The 15,570-nt window shown below is 64.7% G+C and carries 13 protein-coding genes; 8 read left to right on the forward strand and 5 right to left on the reverse strand.

Features of this window, described 5'->3' with window-relative positions:
• Positions 1-61: 61 nt before the first annotated feature.
• The 3 genes from SPYCW_RS05980 to ypfJ all read right to left on the reverse strand — a co-directional run bounded on the left by SPYCW_RS05980 (position 62) and on the right by ypfJ (position 4,595).
• On the reverse strand, positions 62-2,128 hold the full coding sequence (locus tag SPYCW_RS05980) for a S9 family peptidase (RefSeq protein WP_120216025.1): 2,067 nt from the start codon (positions 2,126-2,128) through the stop codon (positions 62-64).
• A gap of 305 nt (positions 2,129-2,433) precedes the next feature.
• Positions 2,434-3,717: a metal-dependent hydrolase family protein gene (locus SPYCW_RS05985; RefSeq protein WP_120216026.1), complete on the reverse strand. Its 1,284-nt coding sequence runs from the start codon at positions 3,715-3,717 to the stop codon at positions 2,434-2,436.
• Positions 3,690-4,595 carry a KPN_02809 family neutral zinc metallopeptidase gene (gene ypfJ / locus SPYCW_RS05990; protein ID WP_120216027.1) on the reverse strand — a complete coding sequence of 302 codons (906 nt, stop codon included), beginning with the start codon at positions 4,593-4,595 and terminating at the stop codon, positions 3,690-3,692. The genes SPYCW_RS05985 and ypfJ overlap by 28 nt, the downstream gene beginning before the upstream one ends.
• Before the next feature lie 153 nt (positions 4,596-4,748).
• On the opposite strand from ypfJ, the gene SPYCW_RS05995 reads away from it, so the two are divergent.
• The 5 genes from SPYCW_RS05995 to SPYCW_RS06015 all read left to right on the forward strand — a co-directional run bounded on the left by SPYCW_RS05995 (position 4,749) and on the right by SPYCW_RS06015 (position 9,844).
• Entirely contained in the window at positions 4,749-5,906 is a 1,158-nt protein-coding gene (locus tag SPYCW_RS05995) for a patatin-like phospholipase family protein (protein WP_120216028.1), read from the forward strand.
• 28 nt (positions 5,907-5,934) lie between these two features.
• Complete coding sequence (locus SPYCW_RS06000; protein ID WP_120216029.1) at positions 5,935-6,720, forward strand: 3-hydroxybutyrate dehydrogenase; 786 nt, start codon at positions 5,935-5,937, stop codon at positions 6,718-6,720.
• A gap of 63 nt (positions 6,721-6,783) precedes the next feature.
• A complete protein-coding gene (locus tag SPYCW_RS06005) occupies positions 6,784-7,428 on the forward strand; it encodes a DUF4893 domain-containing protein (protein WP_120216030.1) in 645 nt (214 codons plus the stop codon).
• Between the two features lie 149 nt (positions 7,429-7,577).
• Positions 7,578-8,903 (forward strand): amidohydrolase, encoded by a 1,326-nt coding sequence (locus SPYCW_RS06010; RefSeq protein ID WP_120218139.1) that lies wholly within the window; start codon positions 7,578-7,580, stop codon positions 8,901-8,903.
• 116 nt (positions 8,904-9,019) lie between these two features.
• Entirely contained in the window at positions 9,020-9,844 is an 825-nt protein-coding gene (locus SPYCW_RS06015) for a helix-turn-helix domain-containing protein (protein WP_120216031.1), read from the forward strand.
• Between the two features lie 157 nt (positions 9,845-10,001).
• Here the strand turns inward: SPYCW_RS06015 and SPYCW_RS06020 are convergent, their stop codons facing one another.
• Positions 10,002-10,769: a crotonase/enoyl-CoA hydratase family protein gene (locus SPYCW_RS06020; protein WP_120216032.1), complete on the reverse strand. Its 768-nt coding sequence runs from the start codon at positions 10,767-10,769 to the stop codon at positions 10,002-10,004.
• A gap of 262 nt (positions 10,770-11,031) precedes the next feature.
• On the opposite strand from SPYCW_RS06020, the gene SPYCW_RS06025 reads away from it, so the two are divergent.
• Together SPYCW_RS06025 and SPYCW_RS06030 are read left to right on the forward strand one after the other, a co-directional pair.
• Complete coding sequence (locus SPYCW_RS06025) at positions 11,032-11,214, forward strand: hypothetical protein (protein WP_120216033.1); 183 nt, start codon at positions 11,032-11,034, stop codon at positions 11,212-11,214.
• Positions 11,215-11,287: 73 nt separating this feature from the next.
• A complete protein-coding gene (locus SPYCW_RS06030) occupies positions 11,288-12,274 on the forward strand; it encodes a TerC family protein (protein ID WP_120216034.1) in 987 nt (328 codons plus the stop codon).
• Between the two features lie 146 nt (positions 12,275-12,420).
• Here SPYCW_RS06030 and SPYCW_RS06035 read toward each other — a convergent pair whose 3' ends face one another.
• Positions 12,421-14,013: an isocitrate lyase gene (locus SPYCW_RS06035; protein ID WP_120218140.1), complete on the reverse strand. Its 1,593-nt coding sequence runs from the start codon at positions 14,011-14,013 to the stop codon at positions 12,421-12,423.
• Between the two features lie 139 nt (positions 14,014-14,152).
• On the opposite strand from SPYCW_RS06035, the gene SPYCW_RS06040 reads away from it, so the two are divergent.
• Positions 14,153-15,541: a helix-turn-helix domain-containing protein gene (locus tag SPYCW_RS06040; RefSeq protein ID WP_120216035.1), complete on the forward strand. Its 1,389-nt coding sequence runs from the start codon at positions 14,153-14,155 to the stop codon at positions 15,539-15,541.
• Positions 15,542-15,570 lie beyond the last annotated feature (29 nt).

The raw sequence follows: 15,570 nt of genomic DNA on the forward strand, positions 1-15,570 counted from the left end.
ATCCATCCTAGCCGCGTAAACCTCCAGCGGCCCCCGCCTGCGCGGGGGCGACGAAGGCGGGCTATTTCTTCAAATGCCTGCCCAGCCAGCCGAACACCGTCTGATACCATTGGACGCTGTTCTGGCCCTTCAGGATCCAGTGGTTCTCGTCGGGGAACACCAGCAATTCGCCCGCGACGCCCTGCCGTTGCAAGGCGTGGAATGCCGCGAGGCTCTGGCTGTACGGAATGCGAAAATCCTTTTCGCCGTGGATCACCAGCATCGGGGTCTTCCACTTGGTGACGTGATTGACCGGGTTCCATTTCTCGGCATCGCGGCGCTGCCACCATGGGCCGCCATGATCAAATTCGTCGAACCAGGTTTCCTCGGTCTCGAACGCCATGGCGCGCAGGTCGAATACCCCGGCATGGTTGACCAGGCATTTGAAGCCGTCGGGCCAATTGCCCGCGATCCAGTTCATCATGTAACCGCCATAGGAACCGCCGAGCGCGCAGGCGTTGGCGGTGTCGACATTGGCGTCCTGCGCTCCCGCTGCGGCGAGGCCGAGCTTGAGGTCTTCGAGCGGCTTGCCGCCCCAATCCTGGTTGATGCTGTCGGTGAACGCCTGTCCGTAACCGGTCGAGCCGTGGAAATCGACGGTCACCGCGGCATAGCCTGGCGCCGAAAACAGCCGCGGGTTCCACCGCGTCGACCAGCTGTTGCCAAAGCTCGACTGCGGCCCGCCATGGACGAGGTAGGCAACCGGGATCTTGCCCTTGGTGTCGGCGGTCTTGACGATCTGACCCCACACGGTGTCGCCGTTCGCGCCCTTGAAACTGAAGCGTTTGGCATCGACGGGGTCGAGTTCGGCCAACTGGGCGCGGTTGACGTCGGTCAGACGGGTAATCTTGCCCTTGGCGTCGCGCGTCCAGAGGTCGGTCGGCACCGCGACGCTGTTACGCGAGTAGAGCAGCGCGCCGCCGGGCAGCGGGGTGACGTCGCCGATATTGCCCTCATAGGCTTCGGTGGTGGCCTTGAGCTTGGCTACCTTGCCGGTTTTTACATCGACCTGAAAGACGGGATGGTCGAGCACATCCTGCGCGGTGACAAAGAGCGATTTGCCGTCCGCTGCCCACGCGATCGAGCCGACCGAACGATCCCACCCATCGGTCAGCTTGCGCGTTTCGCCGCTGGCAAGGTCGCGGAGCATCAGCACCTGCCGGTCGGCCTCGTACCCCGGGCGTGCCATCGCGGCATAGGCGAGCCACTTGCCGTCGGGCGAGGGGGTGGGCAGGGTATCGGTCGCCTCGTTCTCCGCGGTCAGGTTCCGCGGCATCATCCGGCTGTCGACCAGCCAGCTATAGATATCGAGGTTGGTCGAGGTCGGCTCGTCCTTGTCGGCCTTGCGCAGGGTGAAATACACGGTGCGGCTGTCGGCGCCCCACGCCAGTTCCTCGCCACCGCCAAAGGGTTTCGACGGGCTGTCACCGGTCAGACCGGCATCGACGGCGCGCGCGTTCGTCGCCTTGCCCCCGTCGAGGTTGAAGACAAAGGGGCGGCTGTAGGTGCCGGGGGTTTCCCAGCTGTCCCAATGGCGAACGAAGCCCGTGCCGTCCTTGTACAGGCGGCCGGTGCCGGGGCCAGGCTGGGCGCCCTTGTCCTTCGCGTCGCAGCCGAAATCGGTGCATTCGCGCGGCACGTCGCCCCAAGCGAGCAGGCGCTGGCCGTCGGACGAAATCTTGAACCCCGACACGTCAGCCACGGTATCGGTAACCTGCGCGGCGCCAGCGCCAGTCTTGGGATCGACCCGCCACACCTGGCTTTTGCCGCTGGCGTTCGAGAGGAAATAGAGGCTGCCGTCGGGGTGGAAGGCGGGGGCCGATTCATTCTTGTCGGCGGTATCGGCGAAGCGCACCGGCGCGGCGTCCTTCGCATCGCGGTCCACCAGCCACAGCCCGGTCGCGCGCTTGTAGGTCGCGGCGTCGGTCTCGGTCATCTGGAATACGACCCAGCGTCCGTCGGGCGACGCGGTCGGCGCCGCGACGCGCTTCAGCGTCGCCAGATCGACCTCGGTCATCGGGCGCGCAAAAGCGGGGGTGGACAGGGCAGCGGCGAGCGCCAGGGCGCTGGTCAGGATATGGTTTCGCATGAAAGCGGTTTAGCGGGGTAGGGCGCGCGTTCAAGCGTGTTCGTCGATTGCGGGTTCAGGGCGTCCGGTTTGGGGTGGGGGAGCGGGCGGTGACGATCCTCCCCGGAACGGGGAGGGGGACCAGCGAAGCTGGTGGAGGGGCACCATCGGTTTTCCTTGCCGGTGCGATAGTGCACCGCCGAACGGTCGCCGTTGAAGGCGTGCTTTTTGTCGGGCGCCACGTAATCCGCCTGTGCCCCTCCACCACCCTTCGGGTGGTCCCCCTCCCCCGGTGGGGGAGGATCGGCAATGCCCGCAATCGGTCGCTACCGGACGATCACGCCGCCCTTCATCACATGGTCGATCTTTTCGAGTACTGCGATGTCGGCAAGCGGGTCGGCCTTTATCGCGACCATATCGGCATAGCGGTCGGGCACGATCGCGCCGATGTCGCCCCGGCCCATCTCGATCGCGGCGCGGCCGGTGGCGGACTGGATCGCCTGCATCGGCGTCATGCCATATTTGACCATATTGCGGAATTGCCGCGCGTTCAGCCCGTGCGGATAGACGCCGGCGTCGGTGGCGTAACCGATATTCACCCCCAGCTCGACCGCACGGCGAAAGGCGGCGCGCTGGGCGTCGGTGGTTTCGCGGTTCTTGCGCAGATATTCCTCGGGCCAGCCCTCTTTGGTGCCGACATCGTCAATGTAGGTACCGTTATAGATGTCCATCGCCAGCCAGGTGCCGCGCGCCCTTGCAAGCTGGAGCGCTTCCTCGTCAGCGAGGCTCGCGTGCTCGATGCTGTCGACCCCGGCGTTGATCGCGACCTTGATCCCCTCGGCACCATGGGCATGGGCGGTGACCTTTTTGCCGCGCGCATGGGCCACCGTCACCACCGCACGCAGATATTCCTCTGACATCTCGACCGCGCCGGGTTCGGTGCCGATCGCCAGCACCGCGCCGGTGGCGATCGTCTTGATGAAATCGGCGCCGCTATCGAGCAGGAAGATGGTCTTGGCCGCCGCTTCTTCAGGCGTTGCTGCAACGCCCAGCCGCATATCGGGGGGCAATTGGTCGTTGGGCACGACGCCGTTCAATTCGCCGCCGCCCTTGGGGATCGTGATATAGGCGCCTGCGACCCACATCCGCGGTCCCGGCACATCGCCCCGTTCGATCGCGTTGCGCAGTGTCACGTCGGTCAGGCCGCGATAGGTGCCGACGTCGCGTACGCTGGTGAACCCCGCGTCCAGCGTGACGCGGGCGTTGCGCGCGCCGACAAGGACGGTTTCGGCGGGCGAGGCCTTGATCGGCGCGGCAAGATCGGCGCTCTGGCCAAGATCGGCTAGGTGCGTGTGAAGGTCGATCAGCCCGGGCAGGACGGTGAAGCCCGACCAGTCGAGCCGCGTCGCGCCTGCGGGCGTTTCGCCGCAGGGGGCGACCGCCTTGATCCGTTCGGACTCGATCGTGATGCATTGGCCGGTGCGAACGTCATTGGTTACGCCGTCGATCAGCCGTCCGGCCTCGACATACAGAGTCTGCGCAGCGACGGGCGTCGCGGCGACCGCAGCCGCGAGCGCTGCGATCAGATGGCGGTGTCGAACGCGTTGCACTGGCGCGGATCCCCCGATTGCAGGCCGCGGCGCAGCCAGCTCATGCGCTGCTCACTGGTGCCATGGGTAAAGCTTTCGGGGACCGGACGTTGCCCCGCTGAACGCATCAGCGTGTCGTCGCCGATCGCATTCGCCGCGCGCATCGCCTCTTCCATGTCACCTGGCTCCATCACCGGCTGACCCGCCGAAGTGCGCGCGCGCGCTGCCCATACACCGGCGTAGCAATCGGCCTGCAATTCCATGCGGACCTGCAGCGCGTTGCCTTCCGCCTGCGAGCTGCGCGCCTGCGCCTGACGGACCTGGTTCGAAATCCCGCTGATCGTCTGGATATGATGGCCGACCTCGTGCGCGATCACATAAGCCTGCGCCGCGTCGCCCGCGGCGCCAAATTTCTGCTCGAGTTCGTTGAAAAAGCTGGTGTCGAGATAGACGCCCTGGTCGGCGGGGCAATAGAAGGGGCCCATTGCCGCCTGCGCAGCGCCGCAGCCCGAACTGTTGCGTTCGGTAAAGAAATTGAGCGTCGGCCTTTGGTAGCCGCTAACCAAGCCCTCCCAAACCGTGTGCGTCGATCCGAACACATTGCAGGCGAACCGTTCCGAAGCGGTGTCGCAGGCGACGTTGGCGCCGCCGCGGCTGTCCGCCATCGGATCAGCGGTTCCGCCGCCGCTGCTCAGCATATTGGCACCGGGGCCAAGCAGGAAAAAGGCGACCGCCCCGATCAGCAGGATCGTCCCGCACCCCATCTTGCGCCCGAGCAGCATCGGCAGGAACCCGATCAGCAACCCGCCAAGGCCGCCGCCACCCCCGCCAAAGCCGCCGCCCCCGCCGCGGCCCAGGTCGCGAATATCGTCGCCGGGATCATAATCGTCGAGGCGCATGGGGGTTCTCCGCCGCTAAAGTGTCAGTCGGTCCCGATAGTTACAGCAGCGCCGGGCAATTGAAAGAGACTTCGCGCGCGACGCGGCGCTTGCATTCATCTATGCTGCGGCGCACCAATCGCGCTTTCGCGGACCAAAGGAACCCCCGAGTCCATGCCACGCCATGCCGCCACCGCCGCGCTCCCGCTTCCCGACCTCGTCGTGCTTGTGCTGCAAGGCGGCGGGGCGCTCGGTGCCTTTCAGGCAGGCGTGTATGAGGCGCTGATCGAGCTCGGGATCGAGCTCGACTGGGTTGCGGGGATTTCTATTGGCGCGGTCAATGCCTCGATCATTGCGGGCAATCCGCGCGATACCGCGGTGGGCAAGCTGCGCGAATTCTGGAACGGCGTATCGTCGGCGCTGCCGTCGCTGCCGACTGCCGATAATGATTGGGCGCGCGAATGGGCGCATATGGTCGCGGCGGGGCAGGTCGCGGCGTTTGGCGTGCCCGGCTTTTTCACCCCGCGCTTTCCGCCGCCGATGTTCGCCGCGCGTCAGACCCCCGAAGCGGTCAGCCTTTACGATACCAGCCCGCTGATCCAGACGCTCGACCGGCTGGTCGATTGGGACCGCGTGAACAAAGGCAATGTTCGCCTGTCGGTCGGCGCGGTTGCGGTCGAGACCGGCAATTTCCGCTATTTCGATACCAAGGTCGAAACGATCGACGCGCGCCATGTTCTGGCGTCGGGTGCGTTGCCGCCCGGGTTGCCGCCGGTCGAGATCGACGACACCTGGTATTGGGATGGTGGGCTGGTGTCGAACACCCCGCTCGAGCATGTCGTCGATGCCGCCAAGGAGGATATGCTGGTGTTTCAGGTCGATCTGTTCCCTGCGCGCGGCGAGCGGCCGCACGACATGGAAGAAGCCTGGTCGCGCGAAAAGGATATTCGCTATTCCAGCCGCACCCGGCGGATTTCGGACGGGCTGGTGCGGCGGCGCAAGGAGCATCAGCTGATCGACCGGATGCTGGCGAAGCTCCCGGCGGAGGCGCTGGACCTGCCCGAGGTCAAGGCGGTGCGGCGGATGGTCGATTGCAAGGCGCTGAATGTCGTCCAGTTGATTCACCAGCCGCCGAAATGGCAAACCGGCGCGCGCGATTTCGAATTTTCGCGCTCGACGATGGAGGCCAATTGGGCACTGGGGCGCGCCGCGGTCGAGGCCGCGATGAAAGACGGGCACCTGCTCGCCGACAGCATCGCTGAAGGGCGATCGGGCAGTTTTGCGGTGCAATCCGACGCGCTGCGTTCCAAGGCCGATCCCGACATCAACTGAATATTCTTCCATCGAAAGGACTTGCACCATGCGTCTCAAAGGAAAAACCGCGCTCGTCACCGGATCGACGTCGGGCATCGGGCTGGGCATCGCCAAGGCGCTGGCGAGCGAGGGCGCGAATGTCATCCTCAACGGCTTTGGCGATGCCGCCGCGATCGAGGCCGAGCGCGCCGCGCTGGAAGGTTTCAGCGGCGGCAAGGCGAGCTATGACGATGCCGACCTGACCAAGGTCGAGGCGATCGCCGCAATGTTCGCGCGCGCCGATGCCGACTTTGGCGGCGTCGACATCCTGGTGAACAATGCCGGGACGCAGTTCGTTTCGCCGATCGAGGATTTCCCGGTCGAGAAATGGGATCTGATCCTCGCGCTCAACCTGACGTCGGCGTTTCACACCATCCGTCACGCCGTCCCCGGCATGCGCAAAAAGGGATGGGGCCGGATCATCGGCACCGCATCGGCGCACTCGCTCGTCGCCTCGCCGTTCAAATCGGCCTATGTCGCGGCGAAGCACGGGCTGGTCGGAATGACCAAGGCGGTCGCGCTGGAAGTCGCGGACGCCGGGATCACCGCCAATTGCATCAGCCCCGGCTACGTCTGGACCCCGCTAGTCGAGGGACAAATTCCCGACACGATGAAGGCGCGCGGGATGACGCGCGAGCAGGTGATCAACGGCGTGCTGCTGGCGGGCCAGCCGACCAAGCAGTTCGTAACCGTCGAACAGGTCGCTGCGCTGGCATCGTTCCTGACCCGCGACGAGGCCGCCAACATCACCGGCGCCAACCTGAGCGTCGATGGCGGGTGGACCGCTGCCTAAGCCTTGAGCATTCTCCTTTCCCCTCCTAAGGTTAACGCAGCCGGACCAGGGGAGAGACGGAGAATGAGGGGTCGCACCAAATATCTATTCGCCCTTTTGCTGGGGGCGAGCGTCGGCGCATGCCAGACGGTGCCTAAAATACCGCCGTCGGCGGCCGACGAGCCGCCCGCGGCGGGAAGCTGGCGCGCCACCGCTACCGATGCCGACAAGGAACGAATTCGCGGCTGGTATTCCAGCTGGGAAGCGGCGCTCGCCGACGCGCGGGCCAAAGGGCATGGCGCCGAGATCGACCGCGAGGGCGTGCTGCTGCAACCGATGGCGGCGCTGCCCAACGCGCACCTGCCGGCGGGCGACTATCGCTGCCGAACGATCAAGGTCGGCGCCAAGGGACGCGGCGGGCTCAGCTATATCGCCTATGGCTGGTTCCGCTGCCGCGTCGCGCCCGAACAGGGGCTGTCGAGCCTGACCAAGCTGACCGGGTCGCAGCGGCCCGTGGGGCTGATCTTTCCCGATCATCTGAAACGCCAGATTTTCCTCGGCACGCTCGAGCTCGGCGACGAGAAAATGGCGGTCAATTACGGCAGCGACCGGATGCGCGACATGGCGGGGCTGGTCGAACGGATCGGCGACAATCGCTGGCGTCTGGTGCTGCCCGCCCCGGCGTATGAATCACTGGTCGACGTGATCGAACTGGTGCCGGGGGGCTGAGAGAATCTAGGGGGGATTCTCCGTTTTCCCGTTCGTGTCGAGCGAAGTCGAGACACGCTTGGGGCGTGCTACGCTGCGGGGTGTCTCGACTTCGCTCGACACGAACGGAACAGAGTCGGCTCATCAGAGATTGGTACAGGGGAATGACGATGCAGAACTTATGGACGGGCGCCGCGGCGCTGGCGCTGATAACAGTGGGGGCCACCCCCGTGGCGGCGCAGCAGCTCGGCAGCGAAGTGCAGAAGCAGATGCCGTCGCTGATGAAAATTTACGACGATTTGCACGCCAACCCCGAGCTCAGCTTCATGGAGGTCCGCTCGGCAGGCATCCTCGCGGCCGAGGCGCGGAAGCTGGGGTTTGAAGTCACCGAAAAGGTCGGCGGCACCGGCATCGTTGCGGTGATGAAGAACGGCCCCGGGCCGGTCGTCATGGTTCGCGCCGACATGGACGGGCTGCCGGTGACCGAACAGACGGGGCTGCCGGGCGCGTCCAAGATACGCGTGACCACCGCGGAGGGCGTCGAGACCGGCGTGATGCATGCGTGCGGCCACGACACGCATATGACCGCGTGGGTCGGCGTCGCGCGGCTGATGACGGCCAACAAGGCGAACTGGTCGGGGACGCTGGTGATGATCGGCCAGCCCGCCGAGGAACGCGGCGCCGGGGCGCGGATGATGCTGGCGGACGGGCTCTATACCCGCTTTCCCAAGCCGCAATATGCGCTGGCATTCCACGACGCGGCGCAGTTTCCTGCCGGGGTCATCGGCTACACGCCGGGCTACGCACTCGCCAATGTCGACAGCGTCGATATCTTGGTCAAGGGCGTCGGCGGCCACGGCGCCTATCCGCAAACGACCAAGGACCCGATCGTGCTGGCCAGCCGCATCGTGACGACGCTGCAAACCCTTGTATCGCGCGAGATCAGCCCGCTCGATAGCGCGGTGGTGACCGTCGGCAGCTTTCACGCCGGGGCGAAGCACAACATCATTTCAGACGAAGCAAAGCTGCAACTGACGGTGCGCAGCTACACCGATGCGGTGCGCGAACATCTGCTCGACGGCATTGCGCGCGTCGCCAAGGGCGAGGCGATTGCGGCAGGAATTCCCGAGGACAAGATGCCGGTCGTGACCGTGCAAAAGGACGAATATACCCCATCGACCTTCAACACCCCCGATTTCACCGAGGAGATGGCGGCGTATCTGAAAACCAGTTTCGGCGACAAGCGCGTGGTGCAGGTGCCGCCAGTGATGGGCGGCGAAGATTTCGGCCGCTTCGCGCGCGACGACAAGGGCATCAAAAGCCTGATCATCTGGGTCGGCGGCGTGCCGCAGGCCGAATATGACGCGGCGAAAAAGGAAGGCCGGACGCTGCCCAGCCTGCACTCGCCCTTCTGGGCGCCCGATGCCCCGGCGGTGATTTCGACGGCGACCGAAGCGCTGACGGCGATGGCGATGAAGCTTTTGACCAAGGCCTAACAGGAGAAGCCGACCTTTTCCGACACCATGTTCCCCATATGGTCAATCCGGCGTTGGCGTCGTTTTCCAAATTTATTGGGATGGACCTGTTCCTGAGGCTGTGGTGAGCAAATGACATGTCTATCCATGAACCTGCTCCAGGCTTGTCCGCGTGTCTCACCGATCGGGAAATGGAAATTCTGCGTCTGTTGGTTGCGGGCCACACGGTCAAGACGATAGCAGCGCGACTGGGACGTTCAGAAACCTCGATCAACGAGCGATTGCGATCGGCGCGCCGCAAGACAGGTGTCGGCAGCAGCCGTGAGTTGGCGCGGCTTTTGGATATCCAAAAAACTTGTGACGAAAATATCGATCTTTCGACGTCGCGTTTCGCAGTGAAGAACTTGGCGCACACCGCAACCGTCCGGGTTCGCGGCTCGAAAGGAATGATCGTCATGCTTATCACAATTGTCTTGGCCGCCGCGGGATTGATGGTTGCCACTGCGCCTTCGGCCGATCAGTTCGTACAAGCGCGCGCCGCTTACGGTACGGCATCCCAGCCCATGCCGCTCGTCGGCAGCTGGGCGCTGGATGCGTCGCTCATGCCGGGACGCGAACGCCCGCAGCGGGTCGTCATCACGTTCCGCGCCGCGCAGGACGGAAAATGGACGACGCTGGTCGAAATCGTCGCGCCTGACGGCAGCACCAAGCGCGCCGAATCCATCGCTGCACTTGATGGCATCCCGGTGCCGGTCAACGGCAATATGGATATCATCGACAGCGTTGCCCTGCGGCAGCCGGCGCCCGATACATTGGTCATGACTTTGGGAAAGGCCGGCGAGCGCGTGTCGACGCGCGTCTACACCGTTGCCAAGGATATGAAGTCGATGACCGAAACAATCGTGTGGTCCGTCGACACTCGGCAAAATCTGGAAACGACCCATTTCAATCGAATCGATTGATGGACCCTGATTTTGGTCTCATCCGTCGATCGCGCGGGCTAGCAACGCCCGCCTAACTTCGGCACCCGACTTGCCCATCGGGTCGCCCTGTGACTTTCCGCTACGTTGCAACACGCCGTGGGCGGCAAATCAGGTGCGGCATCCTAAGTTTCGGTCGTCATTCGCACTTGGCATCCGTGAAACTACCACCGCGACCCGCCCCCTCGGTAAAGCGTTTCGCTCCCGCCGCGGCGCCTTCGCGCAAGGGTGCGACCCCGGCATGGGCTTCCTGAGCCAGCGCGCCTTCAAGGTCGAAATCCCATTGGCCGTAAACGCTCAGCCGGTCGCTGGTCATGCACAATTGCGGAAAGGCAGCGATCTGTTTGGCGAGGGTGATCGCCGCCGACAGCGCTTCGCCGTCGGCGACGACGCGGTCGGCGAGGCCTATGTGCTTGGCTTCGGCAGCGTCGACCGGGCGCCCGGTCAGGATCATGTCGAGCGCGCGGCCTTGGCCGACGATGCGCGGCAGGCGGACGGTGCCGCCGTCGATCAGCGGTACGCCCCAGCGGCGGCAATAGACGCCGAACACCGCGCTGGCCGCGGCGACGCGCAGGTCACACCACAGCGCGAGTTCGAGCCCGCCCGCGACTGCGTGGCCCTCGACCGCGGCGATTACCGGCTTACCCAGCAGCATCCGCGTCGGTCCCATCGGACCAGGGCCGTCGGGATCGTAGCGCGAGGTGCCGACGGCGTTGAGGTCGAAACCGGCGCAGAAATGCCCCGCGCTGCCGGTCAGGATCGCGACGAGGGCGTCGCTATCGGCGGCAAAGGCGGCGAACGCATCGCGGAGGGCGGTGGCGGTGTCGGGATCGACCGCGTTGCGGCGCGCGGGGCGGTCGATGGTGACGATGGTGACGGGGCCATCGCGGGTGATGATGACGGACATAAACGCTCCCCTGTTGCCGGGCTGTCGCCGGGACTGGCATTTTTTTGGGCTAGCATGGTCGGGCAGGGTCTTGAAACGGTCATATACCCAACCTAAATCTGACTTATGCGGGCCGGGCCCCTCTGGCGTCGGCGGGATTTTTCCCGCCACGTGATGTCGGACCGCATCGGGTGACACCGATGCTCTGGGCCTACCTCCCCCCTTACACCCGGGTCCGGCATCGGCGTCACCTGCTTGATTTTCAATCAGGAGGCCCATTTTCATGACGCTTAATCCCAATCTTTATCGGCTGACCCTGCTGCACCGCCAGCTGGACGAGGCGGCGCGGCGCGAGGCGCGGCGGCGCGGGGCCGATCCGTTCCGCCTGTTGCGACTGAAAACGCTGAAGCTTGCGGTCAAACGGCGCCTGGCGGCGCTTTCGCTGCGTCCGGCGCTCGCGCGCTAATCCAACCTAACCAAGACCGGAAGCGTCGTCCCGCCGGGGCGGCGCCTTCTGGCGTTTACCAGGGACAATAATAATGGAATTTCTGTTTGCCGACTGGCTGGGGACCCCGGCCTGGTTCTGGCTGGCGTTTATCGCGCTGGTCATCGCGCTTACCGCCTTCGACCTTGGCATCTTGAACAAGGAAAACAAGGAGATGGGGATCAGTGAGAGCCTGAAGCTCTCGGCGCTCTACATCGGCATCGCGATGGCGTTCGGCGCCTGGGTCTGGGCTGCGAAAGGCGGCGAGGCGGGGCTGCAATATTATACCGGCTTCTTTATCGAGAAGGCGCTGTCGATCGACAATATCTTCGTCATCTCGCTGATCTTCGCCACCTTCGCGATCCCGCCGCGCTACCAGTATCGCGCGCTGTTGTGGGGCATTGTCGCGGTGATCGTACTGCGCGGGATCATGATCGCGGGCGGCGCGGCGCTGGTCACCGAATATGAATGGCTGCTCTATGTGTTCGCCGCGTTCCTGGTGTTCACGGGGATCAAGATGCTGTTCGCCGGCGACAAGCCGATGGACGTCGCGGGCAACCCGGTCGTCAAATGGCTGTCGCGCCACATTCCGATCACCAACGAGCTGCACGGCGAGAAATTCTTCGTCCGGGTGCCAGACACGAGGACCGGCAAGCTGGTGCTGGCGGCCACGCCGTTGTTCCTTGCGCTCGTCGTGATCAACCTCGCCGATCTGGTGTTCGCGGTCGACAGCGTCCCGGCGATCTTTGCGATCACCACCGATACGTTCATCGTCTATACGTCGAACATCATGGCGATCCTGGGCTTGCGCGCCTTGTACTTCGCGCTGTCGGCGATGGTGCACCGCTTCCATTATCTCAAATATGCGCTCGCGCTGGTGCTGGTGTTTATCGGGTCGAAGATTTTCGTCGCCGATTTCATCTTCGGCGGCGACAAATTCCCGCCGCTGGTCAGCCTCGGTGTGACCGTCGGGTTGATCGCGGGCGGTATCATCTGGTCGCTGGTCAAGACGCGCGACGAGGAGGCGGTGTTGCCGCAATAAAAATGTCCGCCGGAGGCCTTTCGGCTTCCGACGGACAGGCTTTCCTCCCCAGGAAAGCTCGGGAGGCGCGGGGGCTGGGTCGCTAGCCCCCGCACCAAGCGGGGTGGCGCGAGCGGGTGCAACGGGCCGCTCGCGCCGAACTCGTGTCAGGCGGCGAACTGGTTCATCGTATTGTCCTTGCCCGCGGCCTTGAGCGCCGCTTCGCCGGCGAAATATTCCTTGTGATCGTCGCCGATGTCGCTGCCTGACATATTCTGGTGCTTCACGCAGGCGATACCCTGGCGGATCTCGGCACGCTGAACGCCCTTGACGTAACCCAGCATCGCTTCGTCGCCGAAATATTCCTTGGCGAGGTTGTCGGTGCTGAGCGCCGCGGTGTGATAGGTCGGCAGCGTGATCAGGTGGTGGAAGATGCCCGCCCGCTTCGCCGCGTCGCGCTGGAAGGTGCGGATGCGGTTGTCGGCCTCTTCGCCGAGCTCGGTCGCGTCATAATCGGCGCTCATCAGCTTGGCGCGGTCATAGGCGCTGACATCCTTGCCCTCCGCCTGCCAGCTGTCGAACACCTGCTGGCGGAAGTTGAGCGTCCAGTTGAAGCTCGGCGAATTGTTATAGGCGAGCTTCGCATTGGGGACGACTTCGCGGATGCGATCGACCATGCCGGCGATCTGTTCGATATGCGGCTTTTCGGTCTCGATCCAAAGCAGGTCGGCGCCGTTCTGCAGGCTCGCGATACAGTCCATGACGCAGCGATCTTCACCGGTTCCCGCACGGAACTGGTAAAGGTTCGAGGGCAGGCGCTTCGGGCGCATCAGCTTGCCGTCGCGGTTGATCAGCACGTCGCCCGGGTTACCCGCGCCTTCGACCTCTTCGCAATCGAGATAGCTGTTATACTGGTCGCCAAGGTCGCCGGGCTCCTTTGAGAAGGCGATCTGCTTGGTCAGGCCCGCGCCGAGGCTGTCGGTACGCGTCACGATGATGCCGTCCTCGACGCCGAGTTCCATGAAGGCGTAGCGGCAGGCACGGATCTTCGCGATGAAATCCTCGTGCGGCACGGTGACCTTGCCGTCTTGGTGGCCGCACTGCTTTTCGTCCGAAACCTGATTTTCGATCTGGAGCGCGCAGGCTCCGGCCTCGATCATCTTCTTGGCGAGCAGATACGTCGCCTCGGCGTTGCCGAAGCCCGCGTCGATGTCGGCGATGATCGGCACGACGTGCGTTTCATGATTGTCGATCGCGGCCTGGACCTGCTTGGCCTTGAGCTCGTCGCCTTCGGCGCGCGCGGCGTCGAGGTCGCGGAACAGCATGCCGAGCTCGCGGGCGTCGGCCTGGCGCAGGAAAGTGTAGATTTCCTCGATCAGCGCGGGAACGCTGGTCTTTTCGTGCATCGACTGGTCGGGCAGCGGCCCGAATTCGCTGCGCAGCGCGGCAATCATCCAGCCTGACAGATAGATGTAGCGGCCCTTGACGGTGCCGAAATGCTTCTTGATCGAGATCATCTTCTGCTGCGCAATGAAACCGTGCCAGCAGCCGAGCGACTGGGTGTAGTTTGCGGGGTCGGCGTCATAGGCGGCCATGTCGGCGCGCATGATGCGCGCGGTGTAGCGGGCGATGTCGAGGCCGGTGCGGAACTTGTTCTGGGCGCGCATGCGGGCGACGCTTTCGCCGCTGATGCCGTCCCAGGTGCCGTCATAATCGCGGATGAGGCGGCCTGCCTGCGCCATGTCTTCTTGGTAGCCCATCGTCTTGTCCTTGTTCGAAGCTGATGGGTGGAAGTTGGCGAAGTTGCCGCGGAAAGTGAAAAGCTTTGTCAATAATATTTGTGAAATATGATGCTTAGGTGTAAACTGGCGTGTAAAACAGTAAAGAAAGTTACAATCCATGGCGGAGCGGCGGGTGTTTGCGGGGCCGGCGGTGCGCAAGGTACGGCGCGAGGCGGGGTTGACGCAGGCGGCAATGGCCGAAGCGCTGGATATTTCGCCAAGCTACCTCAACCTGATCGAGCATGGCCAGCGGCCACTGAGCGCCACGGTGATCGTCAAGCTGGCCGAGCGGTTCGGGTTCGATGCGGCGACGCTGGGCGTCGACGCGGTGCCGGGCGGGGCGGCGGGGCTGCGGCGGCGATTGTCCGATGCGCGCTTCGCCGACCTCGGGATCGGCGCGCAGGAGGTGGAGGAATGGTTGCAAACCGCACCAACGACCGCGGCGGCCTTTGCGCGGCTGTTCGATGCGGCGCCCGAAGCTGGCGCGGCTTTACAGGAAGAAGCGCCCGAAGTTGCCGCGGTGCGCCGGGCGATCGAGAAATGGCGTAATCATTTCCCCGACCTCGACGCGCGCGCCGAAGAGCTGGCGGACGAACTGCGGCTGGCGGGCGGCGATCTTTACGGCACGATTTCCGAGCGTTTGCGCACCCGGCACCAGCTGGGGATCCGGATCTTGCCGAGCGATGTGATGCCCGATCGCCTGCGCTGGCTCGACTGGCACGCGCGGCAACTTATGCTGAGCGAGCTGTTGCGCCCCGCGTCGCGGACGTTTCAGGCGGCGGCGACGCTGGCGCAGATCGAGGCGAAGGGCGAGATCGACGCGCTGGTTGCGGGGGCAGAGTTCGCGGAAGGCGCGGCGGCACGCCTGTTCGAGCGGCATCTGGTCCATTATTTCGCGGCGGCGCTGATGATGCCGTACAGCCGCTTCCTGCGCGCGTGCGACGCGACGGGCTATGACCTGCTGCTGCTCCAGCGGCGCTTTGGCGCTGGTTACGAGCAGGTGGCGCACCGGCTGACAACGCTCCAGCGCGTCGGCGCGCGCGGACTGCCCTTTTTCATGCTGCGCATCGATCGCGCGGGGCAAGGGAGCAAGCGTTATGCCGGAGCGAGCCAGTCGCCGCTGGTTGACGGCGATGCGCGTTGTCCGCTGTGGGGCGTCCACGAAGCGTTCGCGCGGCCCGGCGAAGTGATCGCCGACCTGATCGAGCTGGAGGACGGCACACGCTGGTTCACCCAAAGCCGTTCGGTCGCGGCGCCCGGAGCAACGGGCAGCGGGACGCCCGCGCGCTTTGCGGTGTGCGTCGGCGTCGATGCAAAGGTCGCGGCACCGCTCGTTGCCGCGCGCGGGATCGACCTGATGCGATCCCCCGCGACGCCGATCGGACTCGGCTGCCGCCGCTGTACGCGCACCGGATGCGTGCAAAGATCGATGCCGCCGCTGGGACGGCCTTTGCGGTTCCGCGAGGGCGAGCGAGGCGTTAGTGCCTTCGATTTTGCCGGGGATTGAGCAGCGTCCAGCTCGATACCGAGGAGATT

Source organism: Sphingopyxis sp. EG6 (assembly GCF_003609815.1).
Classification (GTDB): Bacteria; Pseudomonadota; Alphaproteobacteria; order Sphingomonadales; family Sphingomonadaceae; genus Sphingopyxis.